The sequence below is a fragment of the Pseudomonas sp. LBUM1641 genome (genome assembly GCF_059716235.1).
Genome location: NZ_CP166815.1, coordinates 6,672,183 through 6,691,054, shown reverse-complemented (window position 1 = coordinate 6,691,054; position 18,872 = coordinate 6,672,183). Strand labels below are relative to the sequence as shown.

The following is an 18,872-nucleotide window of genomic DNA, read 5'->3' as shown; positions in this document are numbered from 1 at the left end:
GTTATCCCGATGATGGGTTTGTTAGCGGACGAACAGCTTCTGGATCAACTTCTGGATGGATTTGCCGTAGGGCGGGTAAATCAATTTGGCTGCGTTCAGGCGTTGCTTGATCAACACACCCTTGGCCTTGCTGAAGGTCAGGAAGCCTTCATGACCGTGGTAATGGCCCATGCCCGACGGGCCGATGCCGCCGAAGGGCATGTCGTCCTGGGCCACATGCAGCAAGGTGTCGTTCAGGCACACGCCGCCGGAATGGGTCTCGTGCAGTACGCGGTTCTGTTCGGCCTTGTTGTAGCCGAAGTAATACAGCGCCAGTGGGCGAGGGCGCTGATTGATGTAGGCGAAAGCCTGGTCGAGGCCGCGATACGGCACGATCGGCAGCACCGGGCCGAAGATTTCGTCCTGCATCACCGTCATGTCATCGCTGACATTCAGCAGCAGGCTGTGGGCCATGCGGCGTTCCTGGCCCTGGTCGTACAGCGGGATCAGCGTGGCTCCCTTGTCGGTGGCGTCTTTCACGTAGCCGTTGAGCCGGGCCAGTTGTCGTTCGTTGATGATCGCGGTGTAGTCCGGGTTGTCGGCCAGGGTCGGGTAAAACCCACGAACCGCTTTGCTGTAGGCCTCGACGAAACCGTCCACACGGTCTTCCGGCACCAGCACGTAGTCCGGCGCCACGCAGGTTTGCCCGGCATTCAGCGCCTTGCCGAAGGCGATGCGTTCGGCGGCGTCCTTGAGCGGCACGTCGGCGGAAACAATCGCCGGTGACTTGCCGCCCAGTTCCAGGGTGACCGGCGTCAGGTGTTCGGCCGCCGCGCGCATCACGTGCTTGCCGATGCTGGTGGCGCCGGTGAACAGCAGGTGATCGAAGCGCAACTTGGAAAACGCCATGCCGACTTCCGCTTCGCCGAGCACTACACACACCAGGTCTTCGGGGAAGATCTTCGCCAGCAGCGCCTTGAGCAACTGGCCGGTGGCGGGGGTGGATTCGCTGAGCTTGAGCATCACCCGATTGCCTGCCGCCAGGGCGCCCACCAAAGGGCCGATGGCCAGGTACAGCGGGTAGTTCCAGGGCACGATTACCCCGACCACGCCCAGCGGTTGATAGATGACCTTGGCCGACGCGGGCTGGAAGGCGATGCCTACAGCGCGACGGGAAGGCTTCATCCAGCCTTTGAGGTGTTTGCTGGCGTAGTGAATGCCATGCAGGCTGGGCATCAGTTCGGCGAACAGGGTTTCGTCGGCGCTGCGGTGGCTGAAATCACGGCTGATGGCGTTGATCAGCGCTTGGCGCTCATCGCTCAACAGGTCGCGCAAGGCCTTGAGCCATTGCTGACGCTCGGCGGCCGGCGGCATCGGGTTGGCCGCATAGGCCTGGCGCTGAGCGTCGAACAGGACCTGGAGCTGGTCCAGCGCCTGGGAATCTTGCAGGTAGGCAACGTTGGCAGACATGGCGAAGTTCCCGATTGTTATTGGAATGCTTCATTTTTTAGAGTCATTGCTCTAAATTGTCAAATAACATTGCACGTACATGCCGATTTATCCGGACAAGGATAGTCCGTAAGATGCCGTCATCACGGGTCTAGAAGTTGATTTCCCATGGCACCACGAGTCAAGACCAGCGAGCGCATTGTGCAAACCAGCCTGGAGCTGTTCAACCAGCAGGGCGAGCGCAGTGTCAGCACCAACCATATCGCTGCCCATATGGAAATTTCCCCGGGCAACCTGTACTACCACTTCCCCAACAAGCAGGCGATTATCGCCGTGCTGTTTCGCGAGTACGAAGCGTTGGTGGACAGTTTCCTGCGCCCGCCCCAGGGCCGCGCGGTGACCGTGGAAGACAAACGCTTCTACCTGCAGGCGGTGCTCGCCGGCATGTGGCGCTACCGCTTTTTGCACCGCGACCTCGAACACCTGCTGGAAAGCGACCCGGAACTGGCCACCGGCTACCGACGGTTTTCCCAGCGCTGCCTGATCCAGGGTGCGGCCATCTATCAGGGTTTTGTCGATGCCGGCATCCTGAACATGGACCCGGTACAAACCGAAGCCCTGACCCTCAACGCCTGGATCATCCTCACCTCGTGGGTGCGCTTCCTGTGCACCACCAATGAAAAATCCACGCACCTGAGCGCCGAGGCGATCAAGCGCGGTGTGTACCAGGTGTTGGTGCTGGAAGCCGGGTTTATCACCCCAAAAGCCAAGGACGCGGTGGATGCGCTGTTCAAAGAGTTTTACGTGCCGTTGAATCAGGCGCTGGAAGAAGTGAAGTAGGATGTTTCCCGAACGCTAACGTAGCCACAGGAGTCAGTCATGCCGCTTGCCCAACTGATCAGCCCCCAGCAACTGGCCGAGCGCCAGAAGTCCGGCGGGCTGGTGATCCTCGATTGCCGCTTTGCCCTGGAAGACCCGGATTACGGCCTGTGCAGCTACGCCGAAGGGCATATCGAAGGGGCGCAGTATGCCGATCTGGAGCGCCACCTCAGCGGGCCGATCATCAAGGGCGTGACCGGTCGCCATCCGCTGCCTGCGGCGGATGCGTTTATCCGGCAACTGCGGGCATGGGGCGTTAGCGCCGAAAGCGATATCGTTTTGTATGACGACGGCCCCGGTGCCTACGCCGCCCGTGCCTGGTGGCTGCTGGCCTGGCTGGGCAAGCGCGACGGGGTGTTTATCCTCGATGGCGGCCTGAAAGCCTGGCACGCGGCGGGCTTCCCCCTGAGCCTGGATGCGCCGGTGACCGAGCCCGGCACCTTCAGCGGCTCGCCGGACAACCACCTGCAACTGGATGCCGAACACCTGCAAAAACGCCTCGGCCAGCCCGGCCTGACCCTGATCGACGCCCGCGCCCAGCCGCGCTTTCGCGGTGAAGTGGAGCCGATCGACCCGGTTGCCGGGCATATCCCGGGCGCGCAGTGTGCGGCGTTCAATGAAAACCTGGGCAGCGACGGCCGTTTCCTGCCGGCGGACCAGCTCAAGCAACGCTTCGCCGCCAAGCTGCAAGATCGCTCGCCGGATGACCTGGTGGCTTACTGCGGTTCGGGTGTGACGGCGTGCCATAACCTGTTTGCGTTGTGTCTGGCGGGTTACCCGTTGGGCAAGTTGTACGCGGGATCGTGGAGCGAGTGGATCACTGATCCCAAGCGGGAAGTTGCGACAGGCGACTGAGGTCTATCTGACACGGTCTTATCCAAAGTGTGGGAGCGGGCTTGCTCTCGAAGGCGGTGTGTCAGGCACAGATATATTGGCTGACACTCCGCCTTCGAGAGCAAGCCCGCTCCCACATTTTTATCCGCGTTGTGTCAGCAGCCACTCGGGGATTCGTCGTTCCAGGTAGTAAGTTGGCTGTTTCAGCGAGCCATCCACAAAACCCACATGCCCGCCCTTGGCCAGCAGTTCGAACTCGGTGCAGTCCGACAACTCGCTGGCCTCGGGCAGGCTGTGGGCGAACACGAAGGGATCATCGGCGGCCTGGATGATCAGGGTCGGCGTGCGAATCGACCCGAGGTAATAGCGGCTTGAGGCCCGGCGGTAATAATCCTCGGCACTGAGGAACCCGTGCAGCGGCGCGGTGACGCGGCCGTCAAAGTCCCAGAACGTGCGCATCTTCTCCAGTGAGCCCAGGTCGGCCAGGGTTTTCAGGCCTGCCTCGTGGCCATCCTTTAGAAAGCGGCTTTGTTTGACACGGATATAGGCCAGCATTTCGCGCATGAAGTGCTTTTGATATACCCGAGAAAACCCCAGCCCGATGCGATCTGCGCACTGATCCAGGCGAAACGGCACCGACACGGCTGCCGTGCCTTGCAGCCCGGAGGCTTCGCCGGTTTCCCCCAGATGCTTGAGCAGCACATTCCCGCCCAGCGAATAACCCACCGCATACAGCGGCGCCAACGGTCGCTTGGCCCGCAAGTGAGCGATGGTTTCGGCCAGGTCTTCGCTGGCGCCGGAATGGTAGCTGCGGGCGAGCAGGTTGGGTTCGCCGGAACAGCCACGCCAGTTGAGCGCCACGCTGGCCCAGCCTTGAGCCGCCAGGGCTTTTTGCAGGCCCGCCACGTAAGGCGAGTTGGAAGAGCCGGTCAGCCCATGCAGCACCAGCACCAACGGGGTGGTTGCGTCATGGGGCCCGTGCCAGTCGAGGTCGAGAAAGTCGCCGTCTGCGAGCCACAGCCGTTCGCGCTGGCGTTCGATGTGGGTGGTTTTACGCCACAGCGGTCCCCACAACGTTTGCAGGTGCGGGTTGCCGAGGCCGAAGGCGGGGGTGAAGCGGTCGGACGTTTTTGACACGATGATTCTCGCGGCAGGTGGCAGAGCGGATAAGCAACCTGTGGCGAGGGAGCTTGCTCCCGCTGGGCTGCGAAGCGGCCCTAAAAGCTGATCACTCAATTTCTCAGGAAACACGGTCACCTGCTTTGGGGCTGCTGCGCAGCCCAGCGGGAGCAAGCTCCCTCGCCACAGGGTTAGTTTTGTGTCGTGCGCTGCCACAACGCGTAATACACCCGCCCGGATTTCTGCTCGCGGTGCAAGCGCCAGGTGCCCGGCAGGCCGAGTGTGGACGGTGCGGTTTCGCTTTCAGTGTAGATCCAGGCATCCGGTGCCAACCACTGGCGCTCTTCCAGCAACGCGCAAACGGTCGGCAGCAGGTTCTGGTTAAACGGCGGGTCCAGGAACACCACGTCAAACTCACGCGCTTCCTGGGTTTCCAGGTAGCGCAGCGCATCAGCCGTCTGCACTTGCCCCGTGGTGCAACGCAGCGTGCCCAGGTGTTCCTTGAGGCTGGCAACCGCCACATTGCTGGCATCCAGCGCCTGGCCCAAGGCAGCGCCACGGGACAGGCTTTCAAGGAACAACGCGCCGCTGCCCGCGAACGGGTCCAGCACCTTGGCCCCGGCAATATACGGCGCGAGCCAGTTGAACAGGGTTTCACGCACGCGGTCGGGCGTCGGGCGCAGGCCTACGACGTCAGGGAAGCTCAGCTTACGGCTGCCCCACTCTCCGCCGATGATGCGCAGTTGGCCCACACCGTTGTGAACGTTGTGGACAGGTTTTTTGGGACGGGATGGACGGGCCATTAATGCTCCGGAACCCCGAGCGGCTGCTCGGCGGGTTTATCTGTGGGGGGCGGTAGTGGCTTTTGCGCAATCGTTGGGCCGGCGGTCACGATGACCAGCTTGTCGGCACTCAAATGTTTGTTCAAAGCAGCTTTGACCTGGTCAACGGTCAGCGCCTGGGATTGTTTCATGAAATCTTCCAGGTAGCTCAGCGGCAAGTTGTAGAAACCCATGGCGCCCAGCTGCCCGACGATATCGGCGTTGCTCGCGGTGGACAGCGGGAAGCTGCCGGCCAGTTCGCGCTTGGCGTCGTCGAGTTCTTTTTGTGTCGGGCCGGTCTTGAGGTAGTCGGCGAGTACGTCCTGCACCAATCGCAGCGTGCCGGTGCTCATTTCGGCGCGGGTTTGCAGGTTGATCATGAACGGGCCGCGCACCTGCATCGGTGAGAAGCCGGAGTATACGCCGTAGGTCAGGCCACGTTTCTCGCGCACTTCGCTCATCAAGCGGGTGCCGAAGCCACCGCCGCCGAGGATCTGGTTGCCCAGGGACAGCGCGGCGTAATCCGGGTCGGCACGGTCGATGCCCAGTTGCGCCAGCAGCAGGGTCGTCTGCTTGGACGGGAACTCGATATGCGTGGTGCCTGCCTTCGGCTCGACCGGTTGGGCGATCTTCGCCAGCGCCGGGCCTTTGGGCAGTGATGCGGAGACCTTGGCGGTCATGGCTTCGGCTTCAGCGCGGGTCAGATCGCCGACTACAGAAATCACCGCGTTGCCAGCGGCGTAGGCCTTGGCGTGGAAGTCCTTCAACTGCGCGAGGGTCACCTTCGGCACGCTCTCGGCATTGCCTTCGCTCGGATGGGCGTAAGGGTGGTCGCCATAGAGCTGCTTGAACAGCTCGATGCTCGCTAGTTTGCCGGGGTTCTGCTTCTGGTACTCGAAGCCCGCCAGCAGTTGGTTCTTGATGCGCGCCAGGGAGTCGGCGGGGAAGGTCGGCTTGCCGATCACGTCGTCAAACAGCGAAAGGGCCGCATCACGCTTGTCGCTGGCGCTCAGGCTGCGCAGGGAAACCAGCGCCATGTCGCGGTAGGCGCCATTGCTGAAATCGGCACCCAAGCCGTCGAAACCGGCTGCAATCTGGCTGACGTCCTTGCCTGGCACGCCTTCGTTGAGCATTGCGTTGGTCAACAACGCCAGGCCAGGCGTGTCGCCGTCCTGGCTGCTGCCGGCGGCGAACAGGATGCGCATGTCGAACATCGGCAGCTCATGGGCTTCGACGAACAGCACCTTGGCGCCTTCAGCGGTGGTCCAGGTTTGCACGTCGAGCTTGCGGTTGGTCGGTGCCTTGTCGTCCAGCTCGGCCAGGGATTGCAGCGTGTTGGCGGACTTGGCCTGCTCCAGCGCCTGGCTGGCGACGGATTCGCTCGGGCGCAGGAAATACACCGCGCACGCCGCAGCCAAAGTGACCACGATCAAACCGGGCAGCACCAGACGGTTGTTTTTACGTTCACTCATGAGCGGTCTCCTCAGGCAAAACATGGGCGACGCTGAGACGTTCGCGGGTGAAATAGGTGCGTGCAGCTTTCTGGATGTCTTCGGCGGTTACGCTTTGCAGCTCGGCCAGCTCAGTGTCCATGAGCTTCCAGGACAGGCCCACCGTCTCCAGGGAGCCGATGGCAGTGGCCTGGCTGGTGATCGAGTCGCGCTGGTAAACCACCCCGGCGATGACTTGGGCGCGGATACGCTCCAGTTCCTCTGCGCTCGGTGGCTTGGCCTTCAGTTCATCCAGCAGGCGCCACAGGCCGGCTTCAGCCTGGGCCACGGTCTTTTTCTTCTGCAGGTTCGGGGTAGCGGTCAGGGTGAACAGGCTGTCACCGCGGGTGTAGGCGTCGTAACTCGACGAACCGCCAGACACCAGCTCTTCGCCGCGCTCCAGTTGCGTCGAGATGCGTGCGCTGTAGCCGCCGTCCAGCAGGGCCGAGATCAGGCGCAGGGCGTTGACCGAACGCTTGTCTTCAGCGGTGGCGAGGCTGGGCACGTTGAAACCAAGGATCACGCTCGGCAGTTTGGTCTGTACGTGCATTGTCAGCAGGCGTTCGCCGGGCTCGGCCAGTTCCAGCGGGATTTTCGCCGGTGGCACGTCGCGCTTGGGGATCGGGCCGAAGTAGCGTTGGGCCAGGGTCTTGACTTCATCCGGGGTCACGTCGCCCACCACCACCAGGGTGGCGTTGTTCGGCACGTACCAGGATTGGTACCAGTGGCGCAGCTCTTCAACCTTCATGCGGTCCAGGTCGGCCATCCAGCCGATGGTCGGCGTGTGGTAGCCGCTGGCGGGGTAGGCCATGGCCTTGAAGCGCTCGTAGGCCTTGGACATCGGGTTGTCGTCGGTGCGCATTCGGCGCTCTTCCTTGATCACCTCGATTTCGCGGCTGAACTCGTCGGCCGGCAGGCGCAGGCTGGCCATGCGGTCGGCTTCCAGCTCGAAGGCAACGCCCAGGCGGTCACGGGCCAGCACTTGGTAGTAAGCGGTGTAGTCGTCACTGGTGAAGGCGTTTTCTTCGGCGCCCAGGTCACGCAGGATCAGCGAGGCTTCGCCGGGGCCGACCTTGGCGCTGCCCTTGAACATCATGTGTTCCAGGGCGTGGGACAAACCGGTCTGGCCCGGGGTTTCATAGCTCGAGCCAACCTTGTACCAGACCTGGGAAACCACCACCGGCGCGCGATGGTCTTCGCGCACGACGACCTTGAGGCCGTTGTCCAGGGTGAATTCGTGGGTGGGTTGTGGGTCGGCAGCCAAAGCTGAAAGGGGCAGACAAACTGTGCTGAGCAGCAGGCCTGCGGCGCGGCGGGCTAGAGCATTCATTCGTTTTTAAACCTGTTGAGCTGCCCGCTTGGTCTTAGCGTCGGCGGGCGAGGAGGTGCTAGGATACTGATCCGACCTAGGGACGGCCACTACGGCTGTCTTGTTGAGGCCCTATTTAGGCCTTACAAAATGTTGCGCATGAACGAGCTGGCTAAAAAACAGTCTGTTACGCATCGAATTTTATTTACCGACGCGCCCCTTGGCGCGTCGCTACCTTGAGATAGCCGTCTCCATGTTTGGTTCCAACGACGACAAGAAGACCCCAGCTGCGGCTGGCGAGAAAAAAGGCCTGTTCGGATGGCTGCGCAAAAAGCCGCAGGAAACCGTCGTCGAACAGCCGCAGGTTCAAGCAGAACCGATCCCTGAATCCCCAGTAGAAGCCGAACCGGTTGCTGAAACCCCGGCCCCGGTGGTGTTGCCGATGGCGGAGCCGGTGTTGCAGCCGGTAGCCGAGGTAGAGCCCGAGCCTGAACCCGAGCACACGCCATGGCCGGAGTTGCCGGTGGCTGAAGAGCCGGTGGCGCTGGTCGAGGATGTGCAGGCCGAGCATGTTGCACCGCCGATTCCTGTGGTTGTCGAGCCGCAAATCATCGTCGAGGCGCCAGCGCCGGCGGTGGTCGAGCCAGTACCGGCTCCTGTGGTGGTTGCCGCTCCTGCTGTCATCGAAGTCGAAGCACCTGCCGCTCCCACCGAAACCAGCAAGACCGGCTTCTTTGCCCGCCTCAAGCAAGGCCTGAGCAAGACCAGCGCCAGTATCGGCGAAGGCATGGCCAGCCTGTTCCTCGGCAAAAAGACCATCGATGACGAGCTGCTTGAAGACATCGAAACCCGCCTGCTGACTGCCGACGTGGGCGTTGAAGCCACCGCCGTGATCATCCAGAGCCTGACCCAGAAGGTCGCGCGCAAGCAGTTGACCGACGCCGATGCACTTTACAAGTCGCTGCAGGCCGAGCTGGCGGCCATGCTCAAGCCGGTGGAAGCACCGCTGGTCATCGATACGCAGAAAAAACCGTTTGTGATCCTGGTGGTCGGCGTCAACGGCGCCGGCAAGACCACCACCATCGGCAAGCTGGCCAAGAAGCTTCAGCTGGAAGGTAAGAAAGTCATGCTGGCTGCCGGTGACACCTTCCGGGCTGCCGCTGTGGAGCAGTTGCAGGTCTGGGGCGAGCGCAACAAGATCCCGGTCATCGCACAGCACACCGGCGCCGATTCGGCTTCGGTGATCTTCGATGCGGTGCAGGCTGCCAAGGCCCGCAACATTGATGTGCTGATCGCCGATACCGCCGGTCGCCTGCACACCAAAGACAACCTGATGGAAGAGTTGAAGAAAGTTCGCCGCGTGATCGGCAAGCTCGACGCCGACGCGCCCCACGAGGTGTTGCTGGTGCTGGACGCCGGTACTGGTCAGAACGCTATCAGCCAGGCCAAACAATTCCACCAGACGGTCCAGCTGACCGGCCTGGCATTGACTAAGCTCGACGGCACGGCCAAAGGCGGCGTGATCTTCGCCCTGGCCAAGCAGTTCGGGTTGCCGATTCGTTATATCGGCGTCGGTGAAGGCATCGACGACCTGCGCACTTTTGAAGCCGAACCCTTTGTACAGGCACTGTTTGCCGAGCGGGAGCGTTCATGATTCGTTTCGAACAGGTCGGTAAACGCTACGCCAACGGGCATGTCGGCTTGCATGAGCTGAGTTTCCGGGTGCGTCGCGGCGAATTCTTGTTTGTGACCGGCCATTCCGGTGCCGGTAAAAGTACCTTGCTGCGCTTGCTGCTGGCCATGGAGCGCCCAACCACCGGCAAACTGCTGCTGGCGGGCCAGGACCTGGCTACCATCAGCAACGCACAGATTCCATTCCTGCGCCGGCAGATCGGCGTGGTGTTCCAGAATCACCAGTTGCTGTTCGACCGCACGGTGTTCAACAACATCGCCTTGCCATTGCAGATTCTCGGGCTGTCCAAGGCCGAAATCATCAAGCGCGTGGATTCGGCACTGGAGCGCGTCGCGCTCTCGGACAAGACCGATCTCTTCCCGGGCGACCTGTCCACCGGCCAGCAACAGCGCGTCGGCATCGCCCGCGCCATCGTGCATCGCCCGGCCTTGCTGCTGGCGGACGAACCTACCGGTAACCTCGACCCGCGCCTGGCTGCAGAAATCATGGGCGTGTTCGAAGACATCAACCGCCTGGGCACCAGCGTGCTGATCGCCAGTCACGACCTGGCGCTGATCGCCCGCATGCGTCACCGCATGTTGACCCTGCAGCGCGGCCGCCTGATTGGCGACGGGGAGGCTGGGGTATGAGTGCTACACGCAGCCCTAAGGTTTCCGAACGCGTCGCGCCAAAAGCGGCCGACCCGCAGCCTCAGAAGAAAAAACGCGACGAAGACGATGGCCCGGACTTCGGCACCCTGGTGCATGCCTGGATCGAAAGTCACCGTGCCAGCCTGGTAGACAGCCTGCGCCGCCTGGGCAAACAGCCGATCGGCAGCTTCTTTACCTGCCTGGTGATGGCCGTGGCCTTGAGCCTGCCGATGGGGTTGTCGCTGCTGCTCAATAATGTCGAGCGCCTTGGCGGCTCGTGGCAGCGGGCGGCGCAGATTTCCCTGTACCTGAACCTGGACGCCAGCGCCAAAGACGGCGAGTCCCTGCGCGACGAGATCAAAGAGCTTCCAGGTGTGGCCGAGGCTGAATACATCAGCCGCGACCAAGCCCTGGAAGAGTTCCAGCAACAGTCCGGCCTGGGTGAGGCGCTCAAGGAGTTGCCGCAGAACCCGCTACCAGGCGTGGTGCTGGTAACGCCGAACGAAGTGGACAAGATGACCCTGGAAGCCCTGCGACAAAAACTCGCAGAGATGCCGAAGGTTCAGCAGGCACAACTTGATCTAGTCTGGGTAGAGCGGTTGGCGGCAATTCTCAAGCTGGGCGACCGGTTTGTGTTCGGCCTGACAGTGTTGCTGGTTTCTGCATTACTTTTGGTGATAGGCAATACCATTCGTCTTCATATTGAAAACCGCCGCACCGAGATAGAAGTGATTAAACTCGTCGGCGGCACGGACAGCTATGTGCGTCGTCCATTTCTGTACATGGGCGCGCTTTATGGCTTTGGTGCCGGGATTTTGTCCTGGGGGGTACTGGCTTTTGGCCTTGATTGGCTGAACGACGCGGTGGTGGGGCTTGCCGGCTTGTACGGCAGTGATTTTGCCTTGGCCGGCGTGCCGGCAGCCGACGGTCTGTCATTGTTGCTTGGGGCAGTGCTCTTGGGGTATATCGGTGCGTGGATTGCGGTCGCACGGCATTTACGTGAGCTGGCACCGAAGTAGTTAATGTCAGGGTAATGTGGTTTCGTTTGTATTGACCGTATCAGTGGTTTAGGGAACTTGTCCTACGGTTCCCGGTCAATTTTCGCAGTGCTGAACTGCACGAGTTATGTGAGTCGGAGGTTTTTTCGTATGACCACTTCTTTGCAACCTGCTTATGCTCTGGTCCCGGGTGCGAACCTGGAGGCCTATGTGCACACGGTCAACAGCATTCCATTGCTGACGCCCGAGCAGGAGCGTGAACTGGCCGAGAGTCTCTACTATGAGCAGGATTTGGGGGCGGCTCGGCAGATGGTGCTCGCCCACCTGCGTTTTGTCGTACATATCGCCCGTAGTTATTCCGGCTACGGCTTGGCCCAGGCTGACCTGATTCAGGAAGGCAACGTTGGCCTGATGAAAGCTGTAAAGCGCTTCAACCCGGAAATGGGTGTGCGCCTGGTGTCGTTTGCTGTGCACTGGATCAAGGCGGAAATTCACGAATTCATCCTGCGCAACTGGCGCATCGTGAAAGTCGCGACCACCAAGGCCCAGCGCAAACTGTTCTTCAACCTGCGCAGCCAGAAGAAACGCCTGGCGTGGCTGAACAACGAAGAAGTGCATCGCGTGGCCGAAAGCCTTGGCGTAGAGCCGCGTGAAGTGCGCGAGATGGAAAGTCGCCTGACCGGCCATGACATGGCCTTCGACCCGGCCGCCGAAGCGGACGACGACAGCGCCTTCCAATCGCCGGCCAACTACCTGGAAGACCACCGGTACGACCCGGCGCGTCAACTGGAAGATGCTGACTGGAGCGACAACTCCAACCACAACCTGCACGAAGCGCTGGAAGTGCTGGACGACCGCAGCCGTGACATTCTCTACCAACGCTGGTTGGCAGAAGAAAAAGCCACGCTGCACGACCTGGCGCAGAAGTACAACGTGTCGGCCGAGCGGATTCGTCAGCTCGAGAAGAGTGCGATGAACAAGCTGAAACTGTCGATCGCCGCCTAAACAGCTGCGAAGTGACAAAAAAATGCCCCGATCGAGAGATTGGGGCATTTTTGTTTGCGCAAGGTCCGGCCATTAGCGCTACCCGTCCTCCCGTCTCCCCGTCCCCCCGTAGCAGCTGTCGAGCTTTAGCGAGGCTGCGTAGGCCGCGCCGCAGTCTTCAATACCGCGTCGCGCCTTACGCAGCCTCGCTAAAGCTCGACAGCTGCTACGGGGGAGTAGCGGCGGCCGGAGTGACGGGTTAGTCAGCCCAAGGCGCCTTGCGCGAGTTGTTGAGCTCATTCAGGTAGCTGTCGCCACCCAACTGACTCATCTGCTGCCGAATCCACGCCGCCCGTCGCGCCACATACGACGTTGGATGACTGGCACTCCACACCCGCGGGTTAGGCAGCACCGCAGCCAGATAGCTGGCCTGCTGGCGGGTCAGCGCCTTGGCACTCACCCCAAAATGATGCCGCGCCGCCGCTTCTGCGCCGAACACGCCTTCATCCCACTCCACGCTGTTGAGGTACACCTCAAGAATCCGCCGCTTGGGCCATAAAATCTCGATCAGCCCGGTAAACCAGGCTTCCAGGCCCTTGCGGAAATAGCTGCGGCCGGTCCACAAAAACAGGTTCTTCGACACCTGCTGGCTCAACGTACTGGCGCCACGAATCGAACCGCCGCGCTCGTTATGCAGCAATGCCGCCTGGATCGCGCCAAAATCAAAGCCCCAATGCTGCGGGAAGCGCTGGTCTTCACCCGCCATCACCGCCACTTTAAGCTCGTCGGAGATCTGATCCCACGGCACCCACGTGCGCTGTACGTCAATCGGCTCGCCGTCGACCCAGGACTCGACCTTGCGCTCAACCATCAACGCGGTGCCCGGAGGCGGCACGAAACGGAACAGCAGCACCAGCAGCACACTGCCGATGGCAAACCACTTGAGGGCTTTGAGAACACGCTTGAAGAGGAGACGCAGCATAGAGATGGCTTGGCCGAACCCGTTGAGCGGGCCATTATACAGACCCTGCCCACTGAGTCTGACTGGAGTTCCTCATGTTGCGTGGCTTTCTGATGCTGGCTGCCTTTTTCGGTTTCACCGGCGTTGCCCTCGGCGCGTTTGCGGCCCACGGCCTGAAAAACCGCCTGAGCGCCGAGTACCTGGCGATTTTTCACACCGGCGTGACCTACCAACTGGTGCACACCCTGGCGCTGTTCGGTGTGGCATTGCTGGCGGTACACATTCCGGGCCGGCTGGTGACGTGGGCGGGCGTGTCCTTTGCCGTGGGCATTCTGCTGTTCTCCGGCAGCCTGTATGTGCTGACCATGACCGGCATCAGCAAGCTCGGCATCATCACCCCGTTCGGTGGCCTTGCGTTCCTGCTGGGCTGGTTTTTCCTGGGCCTCGCAGCCTGGCGCCTCCAGGCCGCCTGAAGCTGGCGGTAGGTTGCTGACCGGAGGGCTTGGGTCATCAGCGCCGATCACGCTAGAATGCTGGCCCCTAAAAACGATGGCGGCCCGTGGCATGCGCATTCAGTTGAACGGCGAATCCTTTGAACTGCCCGACGGTGAAACCGTTTCGGCCCTGCTGACCCGTCTGGATTTGACCGGGCGTCGCGTCGCAGTGGAGCTCAACCAGGATATCGTCCCGCGTAGCCAGCACGCCGAGACCGCGCTCACCGAAGGTGACCAGGTCGAAGTGGTCCACGCCATCGGCGGCGGCTAGCCGCCCGGCGCTCAAGAGCGCCAAACCGCATTCTGCAGAACCTCACCCCAACTCGAGGATTTCCCATGAGCATCGTTCGTAGCGACAAGCCTTTTGTCCTGGCCGGTCGTACCTACCAGTCCCGTTTGCTGGTCGGTACCGGCAAGTACCGCGACATGGAAGAAACTCGCCTGGCCATCGAAGCCTCGGGTGCCGAGATCGTTACTTTCGCCGTGCGCCGCACCAACCTCGGTCAGATCGAGGGCGAGCCGAACCTGCTCGAAGTGCTGTCGCCGGATCGCTACACCTTCTTGCCGAACACCGCCGGTTGCTACGACGCCATCGAAGCCGTACGCACCTGCCGCCTGGCCCGTGAGTTGCTCGACGGCCACAACCTGGTGAAGCTGGAAGTGCTGGCCGACCAGAAAACCCTGTTCCCCAACGTGATCGAAACCCTCAAGGCCGCCGAAACCCTGGTCAAGGAAGGCTTCGACGTGATGGTCTACACCAGCGACGACCCGATCATCGCCCGCCAACTGGCCGAGATCGGCTGCATCGCCGTGATGCCGCTGGCTGGCCTGATCGGTTCCGGTTTGGGTATCTGCAATCCGTACAACCTGCAGATCATCCTCGAAGAAGCCAAGATCCCGGTGCTGGTGGATGCGGGCGTGGGTACTGCCTCCGACGCCACCATCGCCATGGAACTGGGTTGCGATGCGGTGCTGATGAACTCGGCCATCGCCCATGCGCAGCAACCGATCATGATGGCTGAAGCCATGCAACACGCGATCGTCGCCGGCCGCCTGGCGTACCTCGCCGGGCGCATGCCGAAAAAACTTTACGCCAGCGCCTCCTCGCCGCTGGATGGTCTGATCAAGTAAGAGCCATTGATGACTGAATCAAACGAAACGCCGAACACCCTGGAAGAAGGCGACGAGTCCAAGCACCGCCGCATCAAGAGTTTTGTGATGCGCGCCGGTCGCATGACCGAAGGCCAGCAAAAAGGCCTGGAGCAGGGCACGCCGCTGTTCGTCCTGCCGCTGGTGGATGCACCGGTGGATTACGACCAGGTGTTCGGCCGCTCGGCGCCACGTTCCCTGGAAATCGGCTTCGGCATGGGCCATTCCCTGCTGGAAATGGCTGCGGCTTCGCCGGAGCAGGATTTTATCGGGGTTGAAGTACACCGTCCGGGTGTTGGCGCGCTGCTGAACGGCGTGCTGACTCAGGGTCTGACCAACCTGCGGGTCTACGACTGCGACGCGATCGAAGTGCTCAACCGCTGCATTGCCGACAACAGCCTCGACCGCCTGATGCTGTTCTTCCCGGATCCATGGCACAAGAGCCGTCACCACAAGCGCCGTATCGTCCAGGCTTCCTTCGCGGAACTGGTGCGCAGCAAGCTGAAAGTGGGCGGCATCCTGCACATGGCCACCGACTGGGAACCGTATGCTGAGTACATGCTGGAAGTGATGAACGTCGCCCCTGGCTACCGCAACCTGGCGGAAGACGGCAAATGCGTCCCGCGCCCGGCCGAGCGGCCGATCACCAAGTTCGAACGTCGCGGCGAGCGACTCGGGCATGGGGTTTGGGATTTGAAGTTCGAGAAGCTGGCGTAACTCGCCACAACCTTGAAATGCAACTCACTGTAGGAGCGAGCTTGCTCGCGAAAAAACAACAGGCGACGCGTGCTACCTGATAGCGCTGCGTTATCGTTGACGTTCTTCGCGAGCAAGCTCGCTCCTACAGTGGCTTGTGTCGTTCCTTGAATCAGCGGCGATCCGCCACCACCCCAATCAACACCAGCACCACCAACAACACCGGCGCCAGGCTGTAGTTGTTGAACTGGCTCAACCCGCGAACAATCCACGGTGTGGCATAGATCAGTGCCGCACCGCTGCCGATCATGCACACCAGTGCCATCAGCGGCACGCGCAGCGCGCCCGCGATGCTGCCCAGTCGTGCTTCGACCCAACCCTTGATGTCAGCGCCAAACAGCACCAGCAGGCAGCCTACCAACGCCAGGGAGATTTCCGACAGGTTGCTACGGCTCCAGCGGGATACGGTGGCGAGCAGGTCGAGTACCAGATCCATTCGATTTCCTTAAGAGCAATCAGCTCAAAAACTTCTGCAGCAGGTCATTGAGAAAGAGTTGCCCGCGGTCGGTGGCCGCCAGGCGTGACGGTTCGACCTGCATTAAGCCACTTTGTTCTGCCTCACGACGGGCTTCATCGAGACTCGCCAGCTCAAGGCCGGTGCGCTCGGCGTAAAGCCGGGCTTCGACGCCGTCGGTGAGGCGCAGGGCGTTCATCAGGAACTCGAACGGTAACTCTTCGTTGGTCAGTTCTTTCGCGCCGGCCTGGTAGTTTTTCGCCGGGTTGAGGTAGTCCTTCGGCGCCCGGGTTTTCCAGGTGCGCACGATGCGCCCATCCGGATGGCTGAGCTTGCCGTGGGCACCGGCGCCGATGCCGATAAAATCGCCAAAGCTCCAGTAGTTCAGGTTGTGCCGCGCCGGCCGGCCCGGCTGGGCGTAGGCCGATACTTCGTACTGGGCGTAACCGTGTTCGGCGAGCAACGCCTGGCCGGCTTCCTGAATGTCCCACAGGGTGTCGTCTTCCGGCAGCACGGGCGGCTGGTTCCAGAACACCGTGTTGGGTTCCAGGGTCAGTTGATACCAGGACAGATGCGTGGGTTTGAGGGCAATGGCCTGGCGCAGGTCGCTCAGGGCGTCGTCCAGGGACTGATCGGGCAAACCGTGCATCAAGTCCAGGTTGAAGTTGTCGAACCCGGCCTGGCGCGCCATGCCGGCGGCACGTACCGCTTCGTCGCCGTTATGGATGCGGCCCAGGGCTTCGAGTTTCTCCTGCTGGAAACTCTGGATACCAATCGACAGCCGATTGATCCCCAGCTTGCGGTACGCCACGAACTTCTCTTGCTCGAAGGTGCCGGGGTTGGCTTCCAGGGTGATCTCGATGTCGCTGGCAAACGGGATGCGCGCTTCCACGCCCTTGAGCAACCGGCCCAGCGCAGCGGCGCTGAACAGGCTCGGGGTGCCGCCGCCGAAAAAGATCGAACTCAGCTCGCGGCCATACACCGCGTGCAGGCCCTGATCGAGGTCGGCCAGCAATGCGTCGACGTACTCTTCTTCCGGCAGCACCTTGCTGGCGGTGTGGGAGTTGAAGTCGCAGTAAGGGCATTTGCGCACGCACCACGGGATGTGGATGTACAGCGCCAGGGGCGGCAGGTGAGGCAAGGCCGCCCGAGGTGTTTGCGCGCCACCGAGGATCAGCGGCTGCGCAGAGGTGTTCTGAGTCATTTCAGGCCCAGACGCTGGCGCAGCAAATCCATTGCGCGGGCGCGGTGGCTGATCTGGTTCTTGTCGGCCGGGCTCAGTTCGGCGCTGGAGACGTTGCGCTCCGGCACCCAGAACAGCGGGTCGTAGCCAAAGCCGTGCTCGCCGCTGGCCGCGTGCAGGATGCGACCGTGCCACAGGCCTTCACAGAGGATTGGCAGTGGATCATCGGCGTGACGCACCAGGGCCAGCACGCAGACGAACTGTGCGCCGCGCATCGCGTCGGGCACGTCCTTGAGGGCGTCGAGCAGCTTGGCGTTGTTGGCCGCGTCGCCTTTGCCGTCGGCGTAACGCGCCGAGTAGATGCCCGGGGCACCACCGAGGAAGTCCACGGCCAAGCCCGAATCATCGGCCAGTGCCGGCAGGCCGGAAATGCGCGCGGCATTGCGGGCCTTGAGGATGGCATTCTCGACGAACGACAGGCCGGTCTCTTCCGGCTCTACCTGGCTGAACTCGCCAATCGAGCGCAATTGCACCGAGTCGCCGAGCATGGCCTGGAGTTCTTTGAGCTTGCCGGCGTTATGGCTGGCAAGTACGAGTTGTGTGAGGTTCATCATTCGGCCGGAAACAGTTCCTGGTTGAAACTGAAACCGTGGGCTTTGCCACCGGTTTCAACGTTGATGGTGAAAATCTTGGTTTCCTGCTGCGGCACCGGGTACTGGGCGACGTAAAGCGTAGAACCTTTCTGGGTGATTTTCTTGAACGTCAGCATCTCGCTCTTGCCGCTCAGGTCTTTGATCGTGCCGGTGACGGTGGCGTCTATCGATTCGACGCCCTTGTTCACGAACACATTGATCATGCCCAGCTCTTTGCTGCGTACGATCCCGGCTTCCTGGGCCATTTCCGGTGTCAGGAAACTGGTGGTCAGGGTGTTGTAGTGCACCGTGATATCGCCGAATTCTTTCTGGCGATTACCGTCGATAACATCCGCCGCCATAGCGCTGACGCTCAGGCACGCGGTGAGTAAAAAAGTAGCCAAACGACTCATGTTCGTCCTCCTTGAAAATGGTTAGACGGCAATCTGGTGGTCCGTCAGGCCCGGGCTGCTGACCCGGTATATCCCGATCTCACCCAGCAGGTTGGGCCATAGCTTACTCGCCCAGCCGTGACGGTGCTGTTGATCGACGGCAAGGCGGTTGATGACTTTGGCTTCGCGCTCGCTGCACAGGGCTTCGAAGTCTTCGAAGGTGCAGAAGTGGATGTTGGGCGTGTTGTACCAGGTGTAGGGCAGGAAATCCGACACCGGCATGCGGCCCTTGGTGGCCAGGTACCAGCGGCAGCGCCAGTGGCCGAAATTGGGGAAGGTGATGATGCACTGGCGGCCGACGCGCAACATTTCGTCGAGGATCCGGTCCGGGTAGTGCACGGCTTGCAGCGCCTGGGTCATGACCACGATGTCGAAGCTGTTGCTGGCAAAGTTGCCGAGGCCCTTGTCCAGGTCCTGCTCGATCACGTTAATGCCCTTGGCCACGCACTGGGCGATGTTGTCCGGGTCGTTTTCCAGGCCGTAGCCGGTGACTTGCTTGTTGTCTCGCAGCCAGCTCAGCAGTTCGCCATCGCCGCAACCGAGGTCGAGCACGCGGCTGCCGGCGGGGATCCAGTCTTGGATGATTTCCAGGTCGGCTCTCATGGCG

Annotated in this window: 21 protein-coding genes; 10 read left to right on the top strand and 11 right to left on the bottom strand. The window is 61.6% G+C overall.

Annotated elements, in window-relative coordinates; translation table 11 throughout:
* Positions 1 to 21: 21 nt before the first annotated feature.
* Complete coding sequence (locus tag ACA046_RS30920; RefSeq protein ID WP_459024446.1) at positions 22 to 1,449, bottom strand: coniferyl aldehyde dehydrogenase; 1,428 nt, start codon at positions 1,447 to 1,449, stop codon at positions 22 to 24.
* Positions 1,450 to 1,596: 147 nt separating this feature from the next.
* Between ACA046_RS30920 and ACA046_RS30915 the strand changes: the two genes are divergently transcribed.
* Together ACA046_RS30915 and ACA046_RS30910 are read left to right on the top strand one after the other, a co-directional pair.
* The gene (locus tag ACA046_RS30915; RefSeq protein WP_003213791.1) at positions 1,597 to 2,268 is read left to right on the top strand and encodes a TetR/AcrR family transcriptional regulator; all 672 of its coding nucleotides are present in this window, start codon (positions 1,597 to 1,599) and stop codon (positions 2,266 to 2,268) included.
* A 39-nt stretch (positions 2,269 to 2,307) separates the two neighbouring features.
* A complete protein-coding gene (locus ACA046_RS30910; RefSeq protein ID WP_459024444.1) occupies positions 2,308 to 3,162 on the top strand; it encodes a sulfurtransferase in 855 nt (284 codons plus the stop codon).
* A gap of 120 nt (positions 3,163 to 3,282) precedes the next feature.
* Here the strand turns inward: ACA046_RS30910 and ACA046_RS30905 are convergent, their stop codons facing one another.
* From ACA046_RS30905 to ACA046_RS30890, 4 genes are all read right to left on the bottom strand, one after another.
* Positions 3,283 to 4,278: a hydrolase gene (locus ACA046_RS30905; RefSeq protein WP_459024442.1), complete on the bottom strand. Its 996-nt coding sequence runs from the start codon at positions 4,276 to 4,278 to the stop codon at positions 3,283 to 3,285.
* A 173-nt stretch (positions 4,279 to 4,451) separates the two neighbouring features.
* Positions 4,452 to 5,063, bottom strand: a complete 612-nt coding sequence (rsmD, locus tag ACA046_RS30900; protein WP_017476537.1) for a 16S rRNA (guanine(966)-N(2))-methyltransferase RsmD — start codon at positions 5,061 to 5,063, stop codon at positions 4,452 to 4,454.
* Positions 5,063 to 6,553 carry a M16 family metallopeptidase gene (locus ACA046_RS30895; RefSeq protein WP_497675551.1) on the bottom strand — a complete coding sequence of 497 codons (1,491 nt, stop codon included), beginning with the start codon at positions 6,551 to 6,553 and terminating at the stop codon, positions 5,063 to 5,065. Before ACA046_RS30895 ends, rsmD begins: the two co-directional genes overlap by 1 nt.
* Positions 6,546 to 7,901 carry a M16 family metallopeptidase gene (locus ACA046_RS30890; protein ID WP_003213786.1) on the bottom strand — a complete coding sequence of 452 codons (1,356 nt, stop codon included), beginning with the start codon at positions 7,899 to 7,901 and terminating at the stop codon, positions 6,546 to 6,548. The genes ACA046_RS30895 and ACA046_RS30890 overlap by 8 nt, the downstream gene beginning before the upstream one ends.
* A gap of 232 nt (positions 7,902 to 8,133) precedes the next feature.
* On the opposite strand from ACA046_RS30890, the gene ftsY reads away from it, so the two are divergent.
* From ftsY to rpoH, 4 genes are all read left to right on the top strand, one after another.
* On the top strand, positions 8,134 to 9,534 hold the full coding sequence (gene ftsY / locus ACA046_RS30885) for a signal recognition particle-docking protein FtsY (RefSeq protein WP_497675550.1): 1,401 nt from the start codon (positions 8,134 to 8,136) through the stop codon (positions 9,532 to 9,534).
* The gene (ftsE, locus tag ACA046_RS30880; RefSeq protein ID WP_497675549.1) at positions 9,531 to 10,202 is read left to right on the top strand and encodes a cell division ATP-binding protein FtsE; all 672 of its coding nucleotides are present in this window, start codon (positions 9,531 to 9,533) and stop codon (positions 10,200 to 10,202) included. The genes ftsY and ftsE overlap by 4 nt, the downstream gene beginning before the upstream one ends.
* Entirely contained in the window at positions 10,199 to 11,221 is a 1,023-nt protein-coding gene (gene ftsX / locus ACA046_RS30875; RefSeq protein ID WP_459024435.1) for a permease-like cell division protein FtsX, read from the top strand. Before ftsE ends, ftsX begins: the two co-directional genes overlap by 4 nt.
* A gap of 129 nt (positions 11,222 to 11,350) precedes the next feature.
* Entirely contained in the window at positions 11,351 to 12,205 is an 855-nt protein-coding gene (rpoH, locus tag ACA046_RS30870) for an RNA polymerase sigma factor RpoH (RefSeq protein WP_003176698.1), read from the top strand.
* Positions 12,206 to 12,443: 238 nt separating this feature from the next.
* Here the strand turns inward: rpoH and mtgA are convergent, their stop codons facing one another.
* Positions 12,444 to 13,166 carry a monofunctional biosynthetic peptidoglycan transglycosylase gene (mtgA, locus tag ACA046_RS30865; protein WP_459024432.1) on the bottom strand — a complete coding sequence of 241 codons (723 nt, stop codon included), beginning with the start codon at positions 13,164 to 13,166 and terminating at the stop codon, positions 12,444 to 12,446.
* Positions 13,167 to 13,240: 74 nt separating this feature from the next.
* Here mtgA and ACA046_RS30860 point away from each other — a divergent pair, with 74 nt between their 5' ends.
* The 4 genes from ACA046_RS30860 to trmB all read left to right on the top strand — a co-directional run bounded on the left by ACA046_RS30860 (position 13,241) and on the right by trmB (position 15,505).
* Positions 13,241 to 13,618 carry a DUF423 domain-containing protein gene (locus ACA046_RS30860; protein ID WP_076012998.1) on the top strand — a complete coding sequence of 126 codons (378 nt, stop codon included), beginning with the start codon at positions 13,241 to 13,243 and terminating at the stop codon, positions 13,616 to 13,618.
* A 91-nt stretch (positions 13,619 to 13,709) separates the two neighbouring features.
* Positions 13,710 to 13,910 carry a sulfur carrier protein ThiS gene (thiS, locus tag ACA046_RS30855; RefSeq protein ID WP_063026500.1) on the top strand — a complete coding sequence of 67 codons (201 nt, stop codon included), beginning with the start codon at positions 13,710 to 13,712 and terminating at the stop codon, positions 13,908 to 13,910.
* 65 nt (positions 13,911 to 13,975) lie between these two features.
* Positions 13,976 to 14,770, top strand: coding sequence for a thiazole synthase (locus ACA046_RS30850; RefSeq protein ID WP_003234615.1), 795 nt, complete (start codon positions 13,976 to 13,978; stop codon positions 14,768 to 14,770).
* Between the two features lie 9 nt (positions 14,771 to 14,779).
* Entirely contained in the window at positions 14,780 to 15,505 is a 726-nt protein-coding gene (gene trmB, locus ACA046_RS30845; protein WP_063026504.1) for a tRNA (guanosine(46)-N7)-methyltransferase TrmB, read from the top strand.
* A 151-nt stretch (positions 15,506 to 15,656) separates the two neighbouring features.
* On the opposite strand, the gene ACA046_RS30840 is transcribed toward trmB, so the two are convergent.
* From ACA046_RS30840 to metW, 5 genes are read right to left on the bottom strand one after another with little or no spacing between them, the layout of a single operon-like run.
* A complete protein-coding gene (locus ACA046_RS30840; protein WP_003213776.1) occupies positions 15,657 to 15,980 on the bottom strand; it encodes a DUF3392 domain-containing protein in 324 nt (107 codons plus the stop codon).
* Positions 15,981 to 15,999: 19 nt separating this feature from the next.
* Positions 16,000 to 17,202, bottom strand: a complete 1,203-nt coding sequence (hemW, locus tag ACA046_RS30835) for a radical SAM family heme chaperone HemW (protein ID WP_497675548.1) — start codon at positions 17,200 to 17,202, stop codon at positions 16,000 to 16,002.
* Positions 17,199 to 17,795 carry an RdgB/HAM1 family non-canonical purine NTP pyrophosphatase gene (rdgB, locus tag ACA046_RS30830; RefSeq protein ID WP_008434161.1) on the bottom strand — a complete coding sequence of 199 codons (597 nt, stop codon included), beginning with the start codon at positions 17,793 to 17,795 and terminating at the stop codon, positions 17,199 to 17,201. Before rdgB ends, hemW begins: the two co-directional genes overlap by 4 nt.
* The gene (locus tag ACA046_RS30825) at positions 17,792 to 18,226 is read right to left on the bottom strand and encodes a DUF4426 domain-containing protein (RefSeq protein ID WP_017476526.1); all 435 of its coding nucleotides are present in this window, start codon (positions 18,224 to 18,226) and stop codon (positions 17,792 to 17,794) included. Before ACA046_RS30825 ends, rdgB begins: the two co-directional genes overlap by 4 nt.
* 21 nt (positions 18,227 to 18,247) lie before the next feature.
* The gene (gene metW, locus ACA046_RS30820; protein WP_076012994.1) at positions 18,248 to 18,868 is read right to left on the bottom strand and encodes a methionine biosynthesis protein MetW; all 621 of its coding nucleotides are present in this window, start codon (positions 18,866 to 18,868) and stop codon (positions 18,248 to 18,250) included.
* Positions 18,869 to 18,872 lie beyond the last annotated feature (4 nt).

Coding starts and splice junctions, on each gene's coding strand:
- ACA046_RS30920 (WP_459024446.1), bottom strand. CDS start 1,449: ATGTCTGCCAACGTTGCCTACCTGCAAGATTCCCAGGCGCTGGACCAG.
- ACA046_RS30915 (WP_003213791.1), top strand. CDS start 1,597: ATGGCACCACGAGTCAAGACCAGCGAGCGCATTGTGCAAACCAGCCTG.
- ACA046_RS30910 (WP_459024444.1), top strand. CDS start 2,308: ATGCCGCTTGCCCAACTGATCAGCCCCCAGCAACTGGCCGAGCGCCAG.
- rsmD (WP_017476537.1), bottom strand. CDS start 5,063: ATGGCCCGTCCATCCCGTCCCAAAAAACCTGTCCACAACGTTCACAAC.
- ACA046_RS30895 (WP_497675551.1), bottom strand. CDS start 6,553: ATGAGTGAACGTAAAAACAACCGTCTGGTGCTGCCCGGTTTGATCGTG.
- ACA046_RS30890 (WP_003213786.1), bottom strand. CDS start 7,901: ATGAATGCTCTAGCCCGCCGCGCCGCAGGCCTGCTGCTCAGCACAGTT.
- ftsY (WP_497675550.1), top strand. CDS start 8,134: ATGTTTGGTTCCAACGACGACAAGAAGACCCCAGCTGCGGCTGGCGAG.
- ftsE (WP_497675549.1), top strand. CDS start 9,531: ATGATTCGTTTCGAACAGGTCGGTAAACGCTACGCCAACGGGCATGTC.
- ftsX (WP_459024435.1), top strand. CDS start 10,199: ATGAGTGCTACACGCAGCCCTAAGGTTTCCGAACGCGTCGCGCCAAAA.
- rpoH (WP_003176698.1), top strand. CDS start 11,351: ATGACCACTTCTTTGCAACCTGCTTATGCTCTGGTCCCGGGTGCGAAC.
- mtgA (WP_459024432.1), bottom strand. CDS start 13,166: ATGCTGCGTCTCCTCTTCAAGCGTGTTCTCAAAGCCCTCAAGTGGTTT.
- ACA046_RS30860 (WP_076012998.1), top strand. CDS start 13,241: ATGTTGCGTGGCTTTCTGATGCTGGCTGCCTTTTTCGGTTTCACCGGC.
- thiS (WP_063026500.1), top strand. CDS start 13,710: ATGCGCATTCAGTTGAACGGCGAATCCTTTGAACTGCCCGACGGTGAA.
- ACA046_RS30850 (WP_003234615.1), top strand. CDS start 13,976: ATGAGCATCGTTCGTAGCGACAAGCCTTTTGTCCTGGCCGGTCGTACC.
- trmB (WP_063026504.1), top strand. CDS start 14,780: ATGACTGAATCAAACGAAACGCCGAACACCCTGGAAGAAGGCGACGAG.
- ACA046_RS30840 (WP_003213776.1), bottom strand. CDS start 15,980: ATGGATCTGGTACTCGACCTGCTCGCCACCGTATCCCGCTGGAGCCGT.
- hemW (WP_497675548.1), bottom strand. CDS start 17,202: ATGACTCAGAACACCTCTGCGCAGCCGCTGATCCTCGGTGGCGCGCAA.
- rdgB (WP_008434161.1), bottom strand. CDS start 17,795: ATGATGAACCTCACACAACTCGTACTTGCCAGCCATAACGCCGGCAAG.
- ACA046_RS30825 (WP_017476526.1), bottom strand. CDS start 18,226: ATGAGTCGTTTGGCTACTTTTTTACTCACCGCGTGCCTGAGCGTCAGC.
- metW (WP_076012994.1), bottom strand. CDS start 18,868: ATGAGAGCCGACCTGGAAATCATCCAAGACTGGATCCCCGCCGGCAGC.